Annotated in this window: 13 protein-coding genes; 6 read left to right on the top strand and 7 right to left on the bottom strand. The window is 70.2% G+C overall.

The genetic code is table 11. From position 1 onward, the window contains the following. Positions 1-34: 34 nt before the first annotated feature. Positions 35-1,339 (bottom strand): cytochrome P450, encoded by a 1,305-nt coding sequence (locus tag C8K30_RS03460; protein WP_108491449.1) that lies wholly within the window; start codon positions 1,337-1,339, stop codon positions 35-37. Positions 1,340-1,515: 176 nt separating this feature from the next. Then, a complete protein-coding gene (locus C8K30_RS03455; protein WP_146197314.1) occupies positions 1,516-2,754 on the bottom strand; it encodes a YwqG family protein in 1,239 nt (412 codons plus the stop codon). Positions 2,755-3,008: 254 nt separating this feature from the next. Between C8K30_RS03455 and C8K30_RS03450 the strand changes: the two genes are divergently transcribed. The 5 genes from C8K30_RS03450 to C8K30_RS03430 all read left to right on the top strand — a co-directional run bounded on the left by C8K30_RS03450 (position 3,009) and on the right by C8K30_RS03430 (position 8,773). Beyond that, positions 3,009-3,779, top strand: a complete 771-nt coding sequence (locus C8K30_RS03450) for a hypothetical protein (protein WP_108491447.1) — start codon at positions 3,009-3,011, stop codon at positions 3,777-3,779. Positions 3,780-4,012: 233 nt separating this feature from the next. Then, positions 4,013-5,299: an ABC transporter substrate-binding protein gene (locus C8K30_RS03445; RefSeq protein ID WP_158280923.1), complete on the top strand. Its 1,287-nt coding sequence runs from the start codon at positions 4,013-4,015 to the stop codon at positions 5,297-5,299. Positions 5,300-5,316: 17 nt separating this feature from the next. Beyond that, on the top strand, positions 5,317-6,273 hold the full coding sequence (locus C8K30_RS03440) for a carbohydrate ABC transporter permease (RefSeq protein ID WP_108491445.1): 957 nt from the start codon (positions 5,317-5,319) through the stop codon (positions 6,271-6,273). Then, complete coding sequence (locus tag C8K30_RS03435; RefSeq protein ID WP_108491444.1) at positions 6,270-7,121, top strand: carbohydrate ABC transporter permease; 852 nt, start codon at positions 6,270-6,272, stop codon at positions 7,119-7,121. The genes C8K30_RS03440 and C8K30_RS03435 overlap by 4 nt, the downstream gene beginning before the upstream one ends. A gap of 5 nt (positions 7,122-7,126) precedes the next feature. Further along, the gene (locus C8K30_RS03430) at positions 7,127-8,773 is read left to right on the top strand and encodes a hypothetical protein (protein WP_108491443.1); all 1,647 of its coding nucleotides are present in this window, start codon (positions 7,127-7,129) and stop codon (positions 8,771-8,773) included. 31 nt (positions 8,774-8,804) lie between these two features. Here the strand turns inward: C8K30_RS03430 and C8K30_RS03425 are convergent, their stop codons facing one another. Genes C8K30_RS03425 through C8K30_RS03410 form a run of 4 tightly spaced genes read right to left on the bottom strand, consistent with a single transcriptional unit; the run spans position 8,805 to position 12,541 of the window. Continuing rightward, positions 8,805-10,391 (bottom strand): ATP-dependent DNA ligase, encoded by a 1,587-nt coding sequence (locus C8K30_RS03425; RefSeq protein WP_108491442.1) that lies wholly within the window; start codon positions 10,389-10,391, stop codon positions 8,805-8,807. 52 nt (positions 10,392-10,443) lie between these two features. Then, complete coding sequence (locus tag C8K30_RS03420) at positions 10,444-10,971, bottom strand: DUF3368 domain-containing protein (protein ID WP_108491441.1); 528 nt, start codon at positions 10,969-10,971, stop codon at positions 10,444-10,446. Further along, complete coding sequence (locus tag C8K30_RS03415; RefSeq protein ID WP_108491440.1) at positions 10,968-12,089, bottom strand: ImmA/IrrE family metallo-endopeptidase; 1,122 nt, start codon at positions 12,087-12,089, stop codon at positions 10,968-10,970. The genes C8K30_RS03420 and C8K30_RS03415 overlap by 4 nt, the downstream gene beginning before the upstream one ends. Positions 12,090-12,139: 50 nt before the next feature. After that, on the bottom strand, positions 12,140-12,541 hold the full coding sequence (locus C8K30_RS03410; protein WP_108491439.1) for a nuclear transport factor 2 family protein: 402 nt from the start codon (positions 12,539-12,541) through the stop codon (positions 12,140-12,142). A gap of 88 nt (positions 12,542-12,629) precedes the next feature. On the opposite strand from C8K30_RS03410, the gene C8K30_RS03405 reads away from it, so the two are divergent. Then, positions 12,630-13,403 (top strand): helix-turn-helix transcriptional regulator, encoded by a 774-nt coding sequence (locus C8K30_RS03405; protein WP_108491438.1) that lies wholly within the window; start codon positions 12,630-12,632, stop codon positions 13,401-13,403. A gap of 39 nt (positions 13,404-13,442) precedes the next feature. On the opposite strand, the gene C8K30_RS03400 is transcribed toward C8K30_RS03405, so the two are convergent. Continuing rightward, entirely contained in the window at positions 13,443-14,591 is a 1,149-nt protein-coding gene (locus C8K30_RS03400; RefSeq protein ID WP_108491437.1) for a winged helix DNA-binding domain-containing protein, read from the bottom strand. Between the last annotated feature and the right edge of the window lie 22 nt (positions 14,592-14,613).

Here is a 14,613-nt window from a genome sequence, read left to right as displayed (position 1 = left end):
ATTCGGCGTGGCGGGTCGTGTGGCCCCGCGAGGATCACGGAACGTACAGCTCGGAATCCGGCGGGGAAGGCTGCTCCGGACGGAAGACGACGGGTAGTGCTTCCAGCAGGCGGAAACGCAGGTCGGGCGCCCACCGGAGGTCCTCCGCCTGCGCCGCGAGCGTGAGCGTGAGGCGGCGGTGCAGGGTCTCGGCCGCCGTCCGGACGATCAGCCGGGCCAGGTGCGGCGCGGGGCAGGCGTGGGCGCCCAGCCCGAACGTGAGGTGGGCACTGCTGCCGGACCCGTCCCACGGACCTTCGCCGCGGATGCTCGGGTCCGAGCCGACCGCACCGACCGCGAGCAGCATCGCGTCCCCGCGCTGGACGAGCTTGCCGCCGAGCAGGAAGTCCTCGAGGGCGACCCGTGGTGCCAGCGCGCTCACCGGCGACGCGGTCCATAGCACCTCGTCGAGCGCTTCGTCGGTCCCGAGCCGCCCGCCCGCGAGCCGCCTTGCGAACCGGTCGTCGGTCAGGGAGAGGTAGAGCGTCTGTCCCAGCCAGGCCCGCAGGCCGAGGGCCGCCGTGGCCGTGAGCGACAGGATGCCGAGTGCCGCCTCCGCGGTGCTCTCATAGGCGGCATGTCGCGCGAGCCGGCCGGCGGGGGTGGGCTCGCCGTCCGGCCGGCGGGCCGCCGTCTGCCCGCTGAGCAGGAAGCTCACCTCCTGCACGGCCGATGCGGCGTCCCGTCCCCCCGGTCGGCGCGTGGCGGCCTCGAACACCTGCTGTGCGGTCCCGGCATCGAACCCGAGGACCGCGCCGAGCGTCAGGTGCGGCATCGGCGCCACGTACTCGCGCACCAGGTCGGCCACGCCGGTCGCGGCGAACCCGTCGATGAGCTCCTCGCACCTGGCGCGGGTGGTCCTGGCGACCTCGGCATCGTCGACCACGCCGAGCACCTCGTCGAGCGGGGTGCGGAGCCGGTCGTGCTTCTTCCCGTCCGACTGCTCCACCTTCGGCCGGTCGTCCGATGCCAGCGGCCGGAGCAGGGGCGAGTCCGCGGACCGTGCCCCGCCCTCGTGGCCGCTCCAGGTCCCGGTCGTCACCGTGAGGGGGAACTGGCCGCGGGCCATCGCCACGATGGTCCGGTACTCGGTCACGAGCCAGGCGCGGGAGCCGGACTCCAGCTCGACAGGGGCGAGGTCCCCCCACTCCTCGCGTAGTCGTACGTGGACGGCGCCCGCGTCGTGCGACGCGGTCAGCTCGGTGATGGTCGTGACGGTCGCAGGGTCGTCGAGCTTCAAGGGTCGGCGGGCGCGATCACCGCCGACGGCGTCGCCGGTGCCGGCAATACCGTCGATCATTGTTGGGTTCATCGTGTCCCCGTCCGGGTCGGGTACAGGTGCTGGTTTCGCCAAACCCTGCCGGATATATGCGCGTATGTCGAGGTACGTCCTGCCTCAGGTGGCCTCGGAAAGCACGGCCTTCGACGCCCCGGGGCACCCGTATTCGCAGCGGTTGCGCGATGCTTCGCCGTTGCTCAGTGCATCTGCCACACGCCACGGGCCCTCGTGAAATCACCCGCCGACAGCGCGTCGCGAGGGATGAGGACGTAGACCAGGCCGTTGTCGCCGAGCTGGGCGTCCGGTTCGGAGTCGAGCTGGGCCAGCAGCTGCCACTGCGCGGGCGCCACGTCCGGCTCGGCGGTCGCGCACTGTTCCCAGGGATCGTTCTGCAGGGGATCGGCGTAGCCGAGCAGGCGGTGCCGAGGCCGGTCGTCGTCGTCCAACGGGGGATGGAACTCGTCAAGGAACTCGCCGAACGCGGCGAACTCCGCGCTCGGAGCAGTGGGGTCGGCGCCGGTGAGGTCCAGGTCGGTGAGGTCGCGGTAGAAGGGGCTGTCCAGCGGGGGCAGCGAGACGTCCACCGACGTGCTCACCGCGCGCCGCGGGAGCGCCTCGGCTCCGGTGGGAGGCGGCGTGGCGACAAGCTCGCGGGTGTCCGGCGGCTGGGTCATGACCAGCAACCCCGGCCCGTGCGCCGCGTCGTCCCACCCGGTGCCGCTGGTGAGGTCGGCGAAGATCTGCAGCAGCCCGGCCGACGGCAGCAGCTGGTCGTCGTCGCACCGGGTCGCTTCCGTCAGGTCGATCTGAGCCAGGAGAGTCATCGCGTGACCTCGGCGGTGCGGCCAGACCGCGCCGGGCGGTAGGTCGGGGACGCCGCCCAGGTGGGTGCGCCCGGCGGACGTGCCGTCGGAGCGGGGAGTCAGCTCGATCCCGGTGCGGCACAACGCCGCCAGTGCCGTCGCGTGCTTGCTCAACCGCAGGTCTTGGCAGACATCTGCTACCCACTCCGCGGTGTTGGCGGCGTCCGCCGCCGCGGCCCACACCCGCACAATGCTGGGGTCGGTGAGCTGTTCGACGAACTCCGCCGTGGTCCGCGCCTGGCTCTGTTCGAGCGCCAGCTGGGGAAACTCCAGCATGCTGGGGGCAACGGACCGGCCGCCCGACCGGTCGACCACGCACGCCAGCAGGGACGGCAGCGACTGCACCCACGCCTGGACGAAGGCGTAGGCACGCTCGGGGTCCTGCGTTGCCGGGACCAGCTGGACCGTCTGCTCCCCGCTCTCGCCCGTGCGGTCGTTGTGCAGGCACAGCCGCACCAGGACGCTTCCGTCCGACGCGAGGTCAAGGCCGGGCTCGACAAGCTCCAGTCGAGCCTGCTCATGCTGCAGGGGCAGGCCGGCCCGCAGCAGCGTTTCCAACGCTTCCCTGTCCACCCTGACCTCCGACCGAGCGACGATGCTCGGCGAGGTTATCAATCACCACTGACACGCAATCCCCGCCGAGACGAACGCCGTCGTGGGTAGTAAAGCGCTTCCGAACGAGGCGCGCGCCGGGGAAGAATGATCGGACCGCGGGGGTCGAACGACGCCGTGAGCGGGACTCGCTCTCGCGCGAAGACGCCGAGGTCGACCTGCTCACGTGGGCCCATGCGCAGGGCAAAAAGTCACGTCCTTCCGAAGGAGCAGGCATGGCCAGGTTCAGCACCTATCACTGGCAGGGAGTCGTCCTCCCCGACCCTGCACACGACGCTGCCCGGTCAGAACTTGAGTCCCCGTCCAGCGATCACGCGGCGGTGCAGGCATTCGTCACCCTGCTGCGGAGCGGCGACACCGCTGCGACCGGAATCGCGCTGGACCACTATCACTACGCGATCTCCATGGAGCGATACGGCCTGGGGAGCGATCTCAGGACTTACGGGCACGAGGCGCTGGAGTGCGCGCGCCGGATCCTCGGGAAGCCGGCCGTTCCGACGCCCGAAGCCGAACCCGACCTGGCCGGCGCGAGCTGCTCGAGCGCACTGCTCATCATGATCAACAGGGCCGAGCAAGAGGACTCCGACCTGATCGCCGGGGCTCTCGAGTCTCCTGCGAACTTTGATGCCGAGTCCGCAGCATTCCGATCCGCGGGCAGGATTCTGCAGCACTCCATCGAGCCCAATCGGAGGCTGGTCACGGCGCTCAGCGCCGTGGTCTTCGACGAGCTGCGACACACCGATGATCGCCTTGAAGCGCTGCAGGCACTCGCCAAGTCAGAGACGCCTCAAGCACTCGCTGAGCTGGAGCGGGCCACGGACCTTGACGATCTCCAGCTGCAGGCGACAGCAGCTCGTGCGCTCTGCGTCCACGACTTTGCCGGCCACCGCGACCGCATCGAGGAGAAGGTGGCTTCCTGGCCGGCCGACGCGCCCCATCCGGCGTCCGACGTAAGAGACATCCTCGGCGAGAAGTTGATGGCCTAGCTGCTCGGTCGGCGCCGACGGTCTGTCGCTCGGGCTTGATCACGGCCACTGCCCGGTCCCCCGGACGGGCGCTGGGCCCAGGCCCTGTAGGAACAATCAGGACAGCACATCCGGATGTCCGGACAAACCGTTGACCGGTGATCTGGTCGATGTTAACGTCCTCACGGCAACCGCATTCCAGGCAACACGCGGGCCGATCGGGTTCGGCCACGTCTCAGAGAAGAGGCACCCCCATGAGCTCAACTTTCACGCGCCGTCAGGTCCTCATCGGCGGACTCTCCGGCGCCGCGGTGATCGCTCTCACCGCCGCCTGCGGCGACTCCGGTGACTCCGGCGACCCCGCCACCGTCGGCACCCTGCAGTTCTTCCTCTCCGGCGACGCCAACCAGGGTGGCGGCTTCGCGGCGATGGCGGCGAAGTACGAGAAGGAGAAGGGCGTCAAGGTCGAGATCGTCGACGTCGCCAACGAGGACCTCACGACGCGGCTGAAGAACGCCGCCCAGGCCAACGACCTGCCAGCGCTCGCGCGCGTCGGCGCCGTCGACCCGGTCTGGAAGAACGCGACGATGGACCTCGCCGAGATCATGGCGGCATCCGGTGTGCGGGCGGACCTGTCCACGCAGGACGAGGACGGCCGGGTCTACTCGCTCCCGACGGACGTCACCGGCGTCGGACTGTTCGTCAACAAGTCGCTGTTCGACGAGGCGGGCGTGGAGTTCCCGGCCGACCTCGACGGCGACGTGTGGTCCTGGGACGACTTCGTGTCCGCCGTCAAGCAGGTGCAGGAGGCCACCGGTGCCTCCTACGGCATGGCGATGGACGCCAGCTCGCACCGGCTCAAGTCCTTCCTGTACGAGTTCGGCTCGACGCTGTGGCAGCCGGACGGCAGCGGCACGTTCACCACCAACGACGCCACCAAGACCGCGCTCGAGTACTTCTACGACCTCAACGACGACAGCTTCATGCCGCGCTCGGTCTGGCTGAGCGAGGCCGACGGCAACGCGCTCTTCAAGTCCGGCGACGTCGTGGCCTACTACTCCGGTTCCTGGCAGATCGCCGACTTCGCCGTCAACATCGCCGACTTCGAGTGGGCCTCGGTGCCGACACCGCGCCAGCCGGTGCAGGCGGTCAACTTCGGCAACGCCGCCTCGATCGTCGTGTTCGAGGGAACCGACCAGGAGCAGGCGGCGCTCGACTTCGTCAGCTGGCTGTTCACCCAGGAGAACTACACCGAGCTCGCCACCACCTCGGGCTTCCTGCCCGTGGTCGACGGCGTGACCGTCGAGTACGCGGACGACGCCGACGCGTTCGAGCTCTACAACGCCGAGATCGCGGCCTCCGACCCGATCGTCGCCACGATCAAGGAGATGGAGCTCGGCTTCGAGGTGGCGGGCCTGACCACAGAGGGCGACCCGCTGCGCGACCAGGTGGTCCGCTACCTCAACGACGAGATCGGCGTCGACGAGTGCATCACGACCATCGGTGAGCAGATGACCGAGGCATTCGGCTCGGCGAGCTGACGCGTCAGGAGGATGTGATGTCCCAGGAGACGCCCGTCGCCGCGGTGCCCGCACCAGCGCCGCCACCAGGACCGACGCTGACGCCGCGGCGACGCAGCGGGCTGCGGCGGCCAGGCCAGACAGTTGCGCCGCTGCTGTTCATCTCGGTGGCTGTAGTGCTGTTCGTCGTGTTCTTCGTCGGCCCGGGGTCGCTCGGGCTGTACTACTCGTTCACCGACTACACCGGCGTCGGGGACCCGGAGTTCACGGGGCTGGCGAACTACCAGGAGCTGTTCGGCGACGAACAGTTCTACTCCTCGATCGGCCGCACCGTGCTCTACACGGTGCTCGCGGTCCCGGCGCACTACGTCGCGGCGCTCGGCCTCTCGTTGCTGCTGGTCTCGGCCGCCGCCCGGTTCCGTACGGCCGCCCGGATCATCTTCTTCCTGCCCTGGCTCATCTCCCCGATCGTCACGGGGGTCATCTGGCGCTGGATGTTCGGCGAGAACTTCGGGCTGGTCAACTACGTGATGACGGTGCTCAGCCTGCCGCGCCAGCAGTGGGAGACCAACGGTGACCTCGCGCTCGCCGTCGTCATCCTGGCCAGTACCTGGGCGGGAACCGCGTTCAACATGCTGCTGTTCATCGCGGCCCTGCGGAACATCCCCAGGTCCTACCTTGAGGCCGCCCAGGTCGACGGGGCGTCGGCCGCACAGCGCTTCTTCCGGATCACGCTGCCGCTGCTGCGCCCGACGTCCTTCATGGTGATCCTGCTCGGCACCCTCGGCGCGATGAAGGAGTTCGCCATGGTGCAGGCGCTCAACGGCGGCGGGCCCGGCACCGAGAACATGTTCATCGTCCAGTACATCTACCAGACCGGGTTCGAACGGGCCCAGATCGGCTACGCCAGTGCCGTCTCGATGGTGCTCATGGTCATCCTCATCGTGATCGCGCTCGTCCAGATGCGCTTCGACCGGAAGGACGACCTGGCATGACCGCTCCACTCATGGCCGTTCCACGGCGGCTCTTCCGAGGCGTCAACATCTGGCTGACCCTGCTGCTCGTCGTGATCGCTGCACTGTTCGCGTTCCCGATGCTGTGGTTCGTGCTCAGCTCGTTCAAGCCCGGCACCGAGCTGTTCAGCCTGCCCCTGTCGCTGTTCCCTTCAGACTGGACGACGTCGGGCTACGTAACTGCGTGGAACCGGTTCGCGTTCTGGCGATACTTCGCCAACACCGGCGTCGTCGCGCTCGTCACGACGGCGTTCACCGTGCTGGTCTCCGCGATGACCGGGTACGCCTTTGCCAAGTACAAGGCGTGGTGGCTACGTGTGTTCTTCATCTGCGTCCTCGTCACGACGATGCTGCCGACCGAGGTCATCATGCCCTCGACGTTCGCGGTGATCCGGGACCTCGGCCTGTACAACAGCCTCGCCGGCATCATCGTGCCGTCGATCCTCACCGCTACCGGCATCTTCATGTTCCGGCAGTACTTCCGCACCGTCCCGGACGAGCTGCTGGAGGCGGCGCGCATCGACGGCGTCGGCGAGATCCGGGCGTTCTTCCAGATCATGCTGCCGATCGCGAGACCCATCGCGGTCGTGCTGGCGATCTTCTCCTTCCAGTGGCGCTGGAACGACTACATCTGGCCGTTGATCGTGCTCAACGACCCCAACAACTACACGCTGCAGATCGCGCTCAGGTCGATAGTGGGTGCGGACAACATCGACTGGTCGGTGCTGCTGTCGGCGTCGGTGATCTCCCTGGTCCCCATGGTGATCCTGTTCGCCGTGTTCCAGCGCCAGATCATGAGCGCCGACATCAACTCCGGTCTGAAGGACTGACTTCCTTGACCTTCACCGACCGGATGGCCGACCTCGTCGAGGCCTGGTGGGATCGCACGCCGGATCCGCTCACGCTCGGCCACCGTGAGCTCATGCGGATGGTCGCGACAGCCGTCGCGCTGAGGATCCTGCGACCGGGCGCGGTCGCGTCCCGCCGGGTCGGGACCGCGCTCACCTTCGCCGAGCGGCTCACCGCGCTGCAGGATCCCGGCGGGCTGTTCTCCTCCGACGGGAACCTGCAGTCACCGCCGGACAGCGCGTTCACCCTGAACGACCTCGGCAGCACGCTCACCTTGCTGGAGCGCGCCGCCGAACCCGAGCTCGCTCCGCTGGAGCAGCAGCTGCGGGGCATCGCGCAGCGAGCCCTCCCGGCGCTCGTCGCCGGTGGTGTGCACACGCCCAACCACCGGTGGGAGATCAGCGCAGCGCTGGTCCGCCTGCGCGCCTTCGACGAGCGCGCGATCGCCCGGGCAGAGCAGTGGCTCGCCGAAGGGGTCGACGCCGACCGCGACGGCCTCTACTCCGAGCGCAGCGCCAACTACGCGGCCTTCGTGAGCAACCCGTCGCTGCAGGCGCTGGCAGAGGGCCTGCACCGGCCCGACCTCCTTGCGGCCGTGCACGACAACCTGCACAGCCAGCTCGCCCTGACCGACGCCGACGGCGTCGTCGAGACGGTCTTCTCGCGCCGTCAGGACCAGGGCAGGCAGATCCCGCTGGAGTGCTTCCACACCCAGCTGCGGCGCTTCGCCCTGCGCGGCTGCGCCACCTGCCTGGCCGGCGCCGTGCGGTCGGAGCCGCAGGCCGAGGCGATCGCGGCGATCGCGCTGCTCGAGGTGCTGGCCGAACCGCAGCTCGGCGCCCCGCTCCCGGCCCCGCCTGCGCCGTCTGCACCGCAGAACTCGGAACAGGTCCGGCACTTCGCCGACGTCGGGCTGCTGGTGGCCGAGCACGGGCCGGAGCGCTTGGTCGTCTACGGCGGCTCCGACGTACCGCACGTCGGCCGTGTCGGATCGGGCCTGGCGGGCGACCCGACGTTCCTGCGGTTCCGGTCCGGCGCCGCCGTGGTGCGCTCGCTGCGGCTGTCCCGCGTGTTCTTCGGCCTCGGCCCGTTCCGCGCCGAGTCCCTGCAGGTCGCCGACGACGGCGTCGCTCGCCTGCACGAGCGCGTCACGGCCAGCTACTACCAGCCGATGGCGGAGGGACAGCGCAGCGCGGACGGGCGCTACCGGCTCGTCGACGACGGGCGCTTCACCGCCTCGATGGCGTTCGACGAACGGACCCGCGACGACGTCGAGCTGGTGACCGACGTCGTCGTGCATACGGGCTCGGCCGGGGTCGAGCTGCAGGTGACGACAAGTGGTGCGCGGACCCGGTGGTCGCTGGAGCTCGCGCTGGGCGACGGTGCGCTGACCGGCGTCGAGCAGGTCGCCACCGACGTGTACCGCATGGCCGGCCACGCCGCCGAGCTGCGCAGCGGCGACGACGCCGTTGTCATCGAGACCTCGGTCGATCCCGAGCCCGACGTCGTCGGCACCTACGCGCCCGGTGAGGCCTTTTCCTTCCTCGGCGGCACCGACGCGCTCTCCGGCCCTCGCCTCTATCTCACGGGCGCTACCCCCGGCGTGTGGACGCTCACCCTCCGGCCCGCCTGACGTCCGGATCCCGGCCCCGGCCGTGGGAACGTCAGAAACCCGCCAGGGACCGGACGGTCTCGATCGTGTCGGCCTCGGCGGCGCTCTTGTCGTCGCGGTAGCGCAGCACGCGCGCGAAGCGGAGGGCGAGCCCGCCCGGGTAGCGGGTCGAGCGCTGCAGCCCGTCGAAGGCGATCTCCACGACCTGCTCAGGGCGGACGGTCACGACCCAGCCGTTGTCGTCGGTCTTGAGCTCGGTGAAGCGTGCGGTCTGCCACTCCAGCATCTCGTCCGTCATGCCCTTGAACGTCTTGCCGAGCATCACGAACCCACCGTCCGGGTCGCGCGCGCCGAGGTGGATGTTGGACAGCCAGCCCTGGCGGCGGCCCGAGCCCCGCTCGACCGCGAGCACTACGAGGTCCAGGGTCTGGCGGGGCTTGACCTTGACCCAGCCGGCGCCGCGCCGTCCGGCCGCGTAGGGCGCCTCCAGCGACTTGACCACCACGCCCTCCTGGCCCTCGCGCAGCGCGCCCGCGAAGAACTCGGCGGCGGCCTCCGGGTCGGAGGTCACCAGGCGGCGCACCGTGTGCGGCGCGGCGACCTCGTCGAGCACCGCCAGGCGCTCGCGCAGCGGGGCGTCGAGCAGGTCGCGCCCGTCCGCGTGCAGCACGTCGAAGAAGAAGGGCGTGAGCTGGAGCTGGGACGCCAGCTCCGCCTCCGACGTCGCCCCGCCGGCCTCCCGGGTCGCCGATCGCGCGGCCGTCTCCTGGAAGGGCCGAGGTACGCCGTCCGGTCCGACGCCGAGCGCCTCGCCGTCGAGCACCAGATCGTCCGACGAGAGGGCGCGTACCACCTCGACGATCTCCGGGACGCGGTCGGTGATGTCGTCCAGCGAGCGCGTGACGACGCGCACCTCGTCGCCACGCCGGTGTACCTGGATGCGGATGCCGTCGAGCTTGACGTCGACGCAGAGCTCCGCGGGTGCATCGTCAGAGCCGAGCTTCTCGAACGCGGCGGCGATGTCCGGCGCCGACGCAGCGAGCATCGGCCTCACTGGCCGGCCCACCTCGAGCGTGAACGTCTCCAGCGCGGCCAGCGGCTCGTCCGCGAGGAGGGCGGCGCTCGCGACGGGCCCGGTGGCGCCCCGCAGCATGACGGCGCGCCGGACGGCGGCGGCCGGGACCCCCGCGGCCTCCGCGACGGCGTCGACCACAACTGAGTCGAGAGCGCCCTGCCGCAGCTCGCCCGCGACCAGGCCGCGGAGGAACGCCTGCTCGCGCTCGGTCGCGGCACCGAACAGCGCAGCGGCCGCGGTGGAGCGGGCCTGAGCGGAACCGGGACCTTCGAGAGCCGCCATCGAGGCGAACGCCGCGTCGACGTCGCGCACCGTGAGCGTGGCCGTTGTCGCAGGTGGTGGGAGGTCGCGCAGCGCCGCGTAGCCGAGACCGGTGCGGCGCTGGCGCAGCTCGCCGGCGAGGTAGGCGACGACGATCTCGATGTTGGGGGCGGCCTGGTCGGCTTCGGCCGCCTCGCCGGCGGCCGTGCGGTGGAGCAGCTCGGCGATGGCCGCGCGCTTGGCAAGGCGCGAGCGCGTGGCGGCGACGGCGTCGGACGTGGCGGCAACCTCGGCGAGGAGCATGCTCCATCTTGACGCGTCTTCTGCCTGAGCGCGGTCTGCCCGAGCGTGGCGGTCAATCCAGGAGGTTGCGGCTGCGTGCCCAGGAGAAGAGCTCAGCGCCATCGCATGGATAGCGCGCGCCGCGGGCGCGCAGAGCGTCGACGATCTCGCCGGCTCGCTGTTCGTTCACCTTCCCATCGCGATAGGCCTTGATGAGGAGCCAGAGCGAGCCATGCACTTCGACCTTCTTGATGCGACGGGCGATCTTCGTCGCTGTGGCGTCATCCGTGATCGCGATCGCGCCGCGAACCTGCGCACTCGCGAACACGGTTGCCTCTCCCAGATCGTGGTCCCCGGCACCAAGAGCCTGGACGTACTCCGCAAGCGCCACGAGCTCGTTCATGCCCTGCTCGGGAAGCAGGTCGACCCAGGCGATGTCCGCCACATTGTTCGGACCGGCACAGAACTCGTCTCGGACCGCCTCGGTGGCGCCGACTCGGAGGGTCAGGTCTTTCAGGACGGGCATGAGATGTGCGGAGGCGAATGCGCTCAGGCACGTGTTGTCGAAGACGAGTAGTGGTTCGGGCTCGGCGTCCGTCATGCGTAGAAGTCCGCGCGGAAGTCGTTCCGTCCAGGGTCACGCGGGGGAGGTAGCTCGCCGCCTGCCCCGCGAAGGATCTCGGAGGCCCGGGAGGGCCCGATCAGTCCGTCGCGGTACGCATCGAGCGCGGCCCGGGACACTGCGGCGGACAGATCGCCGTCACACAGGTCCTCCTCCGGCTGCCGGCCGTACGACTGCAGCTCGGCCAAGGTCGGGTTGGGCTGCAGAGCGCGAGCCTGCTGATCGTCGACGAGGCCCGCTTCGCCGAGGCGCGCCAGGATGCCGCTCCAGCTCATCCGATAGGTGGAGGACAGCCAGATGGCTTCCTCACGGATCCGCTGGAGGTCTGCGGTCGCACCTTCAAGCTGCCCTGCCCAACGGCTCCGCACAGCATCAAGGGGCAGGAGGAACTCAGCCGCGAAGGCATTGACCAGACGCTCACGGTCGGAGGTGCTGCCGGAGATCGCTTCGGCGGCATAGGTGTCGTCGAAGAGGTAGTGCCCCAACTCGTGCGCTGCTGTGAACCGGCGTCGGCCAGGTGACTGGTCGGCGTTGATGACGGTGATTGCGAAGCCCTCTTGCGGGAGCATGACGCCGTCCACCGCTTCACCAGCGACGACAGTGGTGACGTAGAGGCCGAAGTCGTCGAGGACGTCGGCCATCGGGCCGAGGGCATCGCTGCCGAAGCCTGCTGTTTTTCGAGCGGTGCGGGCTGCGGCCGAGGCGTCCTCGACGTCCTCGATCTCGTCGAAGGTACCGACAAGTCTTGCGTGCGGGGCGGCAGGCAGGACACCGAGTGCTCGAAGCTGCTCGACGTCGGCGGCCAGGTCTTCCGCGGCCAGCTCGGCGGCCAGAGTTGACGGTCGGTCGCCGACCACGGACTGCCGACGCGCCACGACGGGCGCCGGCGAATCGGACAGGAACCATGGGAGAGGCCTGCCCAGGAACTTGGCAAGCGCGGCGAGCTCGAGCGCGGAGATCTTGCGGGTCCCCGATGTGATCTTCGAGATCGCGGTCCGGTCCACTCCCACCGCAGCCGCAAGCTCGGCCTGGGTCTTGGACGCGGCCTCTCGCGCAAGCTCGATTCGCTCGCCAAGCACCTGGGGACTGATCGCCATGTGTGCGATTCTGGCACATCGTGCCCTAGGGCGTTATGCGATACGCGAAGTCAGCGCTCCTTGGGTGCCCACCAGGTCAGATGGCCGGCCGCCTCCGTCGTCGGCTCGATGGTCTCCCAGGCCTCGGCGATGAGCCCGTCGTCGAACCGCATGATGTCGACCACCGCGATCTCCGGCCCGGAGGGGAGCCGGCGCCGCGAGTGCATCACTACGTGGTCGCCGTCGGCCAGCACGTGCTGGACCTCGACCTCCATCCCGGCGATCTTCTCCAGCGACGCACGCATCGAGGCGAGCCATTCCGCCTTGGTCGACGAGGTCGAGTCGGGCCGGTGATGGACGAAGCCGTCGCTCAGCACCCGCTCGACGGCGGCGACGTCGCCCGTCTCCACCAGGCTCGCGAAGGCCGCCGCGACGATGCTCTTGTTGTCCGTGGTTGTGCTCTCAGTGGTCATCGCCCCAGTGTTTTCCGGGCCCGCGACGCTTGTCGATGAACTGGGAGTTCATGGCGCTCCGCCCCACGATGAGCAACACTCGGCGTCCATGGGGACGGTCGGCGAGATGTTGCGGCACTGGCGGCACCGCCGTCGGCTCAGCCAGCTCGATCTTGCGATCGCCGCCGACGTCTCTGCCCGGCACGTCAGCCTGGTCGAGACCGGCAAGTCCAGGCCGAGTGCCGAGATGGTCCTCCGGCTCGCGGAGCAGCTCGACGTGCCGTTGCGTGACCGCAACCGGCTGCTGCTCGCCGCCGGCTTCGCGCCCCGCTACACCGAGCGGCCGCTCGACGGCGGTGCGCTGTCGGCGGCCCGGGATGCGGTCGGGCGGGTGCTCCGCGCGCACGAGCCGTACCCGGCCCTGGTCTTCGACCGCCGGTGGAACATCCTGATGACCAATCGCGCCGTCGACCGGTTCTTCGCCGACGTCGCACCCGACCTGCTGCGCCCGCCCGTCAACCTGGTGCGGCTGGGGCTGGACCCGCGCGGGCTCGCCGGCCTGGTCGTCAACCTGGCGGACGTGCGGGCGATGTTCCGCTCCCGGATCAGGCGCCAGCTCGCCACCTTTCCCGACGCCGAGCTGACCGCGCTCTACGAGGAGCTGCTGGCGCCCGGCTCCGACACCGACGCAGGCCACTCGATCGAGCCCGAGTCGGACGTGGTGATCCCGATGGTCATCCGGATCGACGGCCGAGAGCTGCGGCTCTTCTCGACGATCACGACGTTCGGCACCCCGATGGACATCACGCTGGACGAGATAGCGATCGAGTCGTACTACCCGGCGGACGCGGAGAGCGCGGCCTACTTCAAGAGCCTCGGCTGACACGGGGCACCGGCCGCCACCCCGACCTGGCGGTGAGCGTCAGCCCAGGTGCCAGGCGTCCACCGCTGCGCTGACGGCCTTGCGGGCGCGCGCCTTGATCCCCGGGACGAGCTCGAACGGCGCCTCGTCGCCCTTCGGCGCGCGGCGCCAGGTCCCGACCAGCCGCCCGTCCAGGAGGACCGCCGGGCGGAAGATCCCGTTGGTGAACGGGACCACGGTCCGCATGGCTTCGGCGTCCGCGATCAGGTTGCGGTCCTGGTAGCCGAGCACGATCTCGTCGAACCCGGGCACGAGCACTACCCCGGTGGGCTCCGCGAGCCCGGGAGCATCAGGTGCCGTGTCGTCGTCCGCTCCGAGCTGCCCCGGCTCGGACCGGGCGACGAGCATCGCCTTCCCGTCAACCGACACCTCGACGACGGCGTCCGGTTCCTCCGCGCGCAGCGCGGCCACTGCGGCGCGCACGGGACTCTTGGGGAGGCCGAGCCACCAGGCGAGGTCATCGACGGTGGCCGGCCCGCGGCTGGCGAAGTAGGACCGCGCGATGCGGCGCAGGGCCGCATCGGGCTCCTCGGGCGAGGCGGCGGCGTGCCGGGCGCTCGGTGTCGCGACCATCACCTGCTGCGCCCCCGCGAACGGGCCCCAGTGCAGCACTCCCCGGAGCGCCAGTGCCACGATCAGGTGATATCCGCGCTGCCCCTCGATGGGCACCCCGGCCTGCTGCCACAGGTCGATCATCGCGGCGCGCGTCACCCCGTCGGCGCCGGACGCCGCAAGCGCCTCCCGGGTAACCGACTCCGCACGGGCCATGACCGCGTCGTCGAGACCCTCGGCGTCGTGAACCCGCCGGCTCATGTGGATCACGCGCTCGCCCGTCAGCGAGACGAGCGCGCCGAGGTCGCCCGGCGTGGTCGCGAAGAGGGTGCCGCGCTGGGTCCACCCGCGCACGAGCTCGCCGGCGTCAAATCCGGCGCGCACGTCGTCCACCGTGGTGCCCGGGCGCGAACGGATGGCGATCGCCCGCAGCACGGCCGGCAGGTCCTGACCCTGCAGGGCGACCATCCGGCGGACGACGTCGACGGGCGACGGCCCCGAGGGCTCCGGACCGCCGTCGGGCCGCGCGAGCCACTGCGTCCGCAGGCGGAGCCCGCGGGCCGCGTCGGGGGAGAGGTCGATCGTTCCGGAGGGCATGCGGGAAGGCTACGTCGCACCT

Origin of the sequence: Promicromonospora sp. AC04 (assembly GCF_003058225.1) — a bacterium.
Classification (GTDB): Bacteria; Actinomycetota; Actinomycetes; order Actinomycetales; family Cellulomonadaceae; genus Promicromonospora.
Note: the sequence above shows the minus strand (reverse complement) of the source record. Positions and strands in the feature narration are given on the sequence as shown.

What these genes read in the sequence shown, in the direction of transcription:
- C8K30_RS03460 (WP_108491449.1), bottom strand. Translation starts at nt 1,339, where the DNA reads ATGATCGACGGTATTGCCGGCACCGGCGACGCCGTCGGCGGTGATCGC.
- C8K30_RS03450 (WP_108491447.1), top strand. Translation starts at nt 3,009, where the DNA reads ATGGCCAGGTTCAGCACCTATCACTGGCAGGGAGTCGTCCTCCCCGAC.
- C8K30_RS03445 (WP_158280923.1), top strand. Translation starts at nt 4,013, where the DNA reads ATGAGCTCAACTTTCACGCGCCGTCAGGTCCTCATCGGCGGACTCTCC.
- C8K30_RS03440 (WP_108491445.1), top strand. Translation starts at nt 5,317, where the DNA reads ATGTCCCAGGAGACGCCCGTCGCCGCGGTGCCCGCACCAGCGCCGCCA.
- C8K30_RS03435 (WP_108491444.1), top strand. Translation starts at nt 6,270, where the DNA reads ATGACCGCTCCACTCATGGCCGTTCCACGGCGGCTCTTCCGAGGCGTC.
- C8K30_RS03425 (WP_108491442.1), bottom strand. Translation starts at nt 10,391, where the DNA reads ATGCTCCTCGCCGAGGTTGCCGCCACGTCCGACGCCGTCGCCGCCACG.
- C8K30_RS03420 (WP_108491441.1), bottom strand. Translation starts at nt 10,971, where the DNA reads ATGACGGACGCCGAGCCCGAACCACTACTCGTCTTCGACAACACGTGC.
- C8K30_RS03415 (WP_108491440.1), bottom strand. Translation starts at nt 12,089, where the DNA reads ATGGCGATCAGTCCCCAGGTGCTTGGCGAGCGAATCGAGCTTGCGCGA.
- C8K30_RS03410 (WP_108491439.1), bottom strand. Translation starts at nt 12,541, where the DNA reads ATGACCACTGAGAGCACAACCACGGACAACAAGAGCATCGTCGCGGCG.
- C8K30_RS03405 (WP_108491438.1), top strand. Translation starts at nt 12,630, where the DNA reads ATGGGGACGGTCGGCGAGATGTTGCGGCACTGGCGGCACCGCCGTCGG.
- C8K30_RS03400 (WP_108491437.1), bottom strand. Translation starts at nt 14,591, where the DNA reads ATGCCCTCCGGAACGATCGACCTCTCCCCCGACGCGGCCCGCGGGCTC.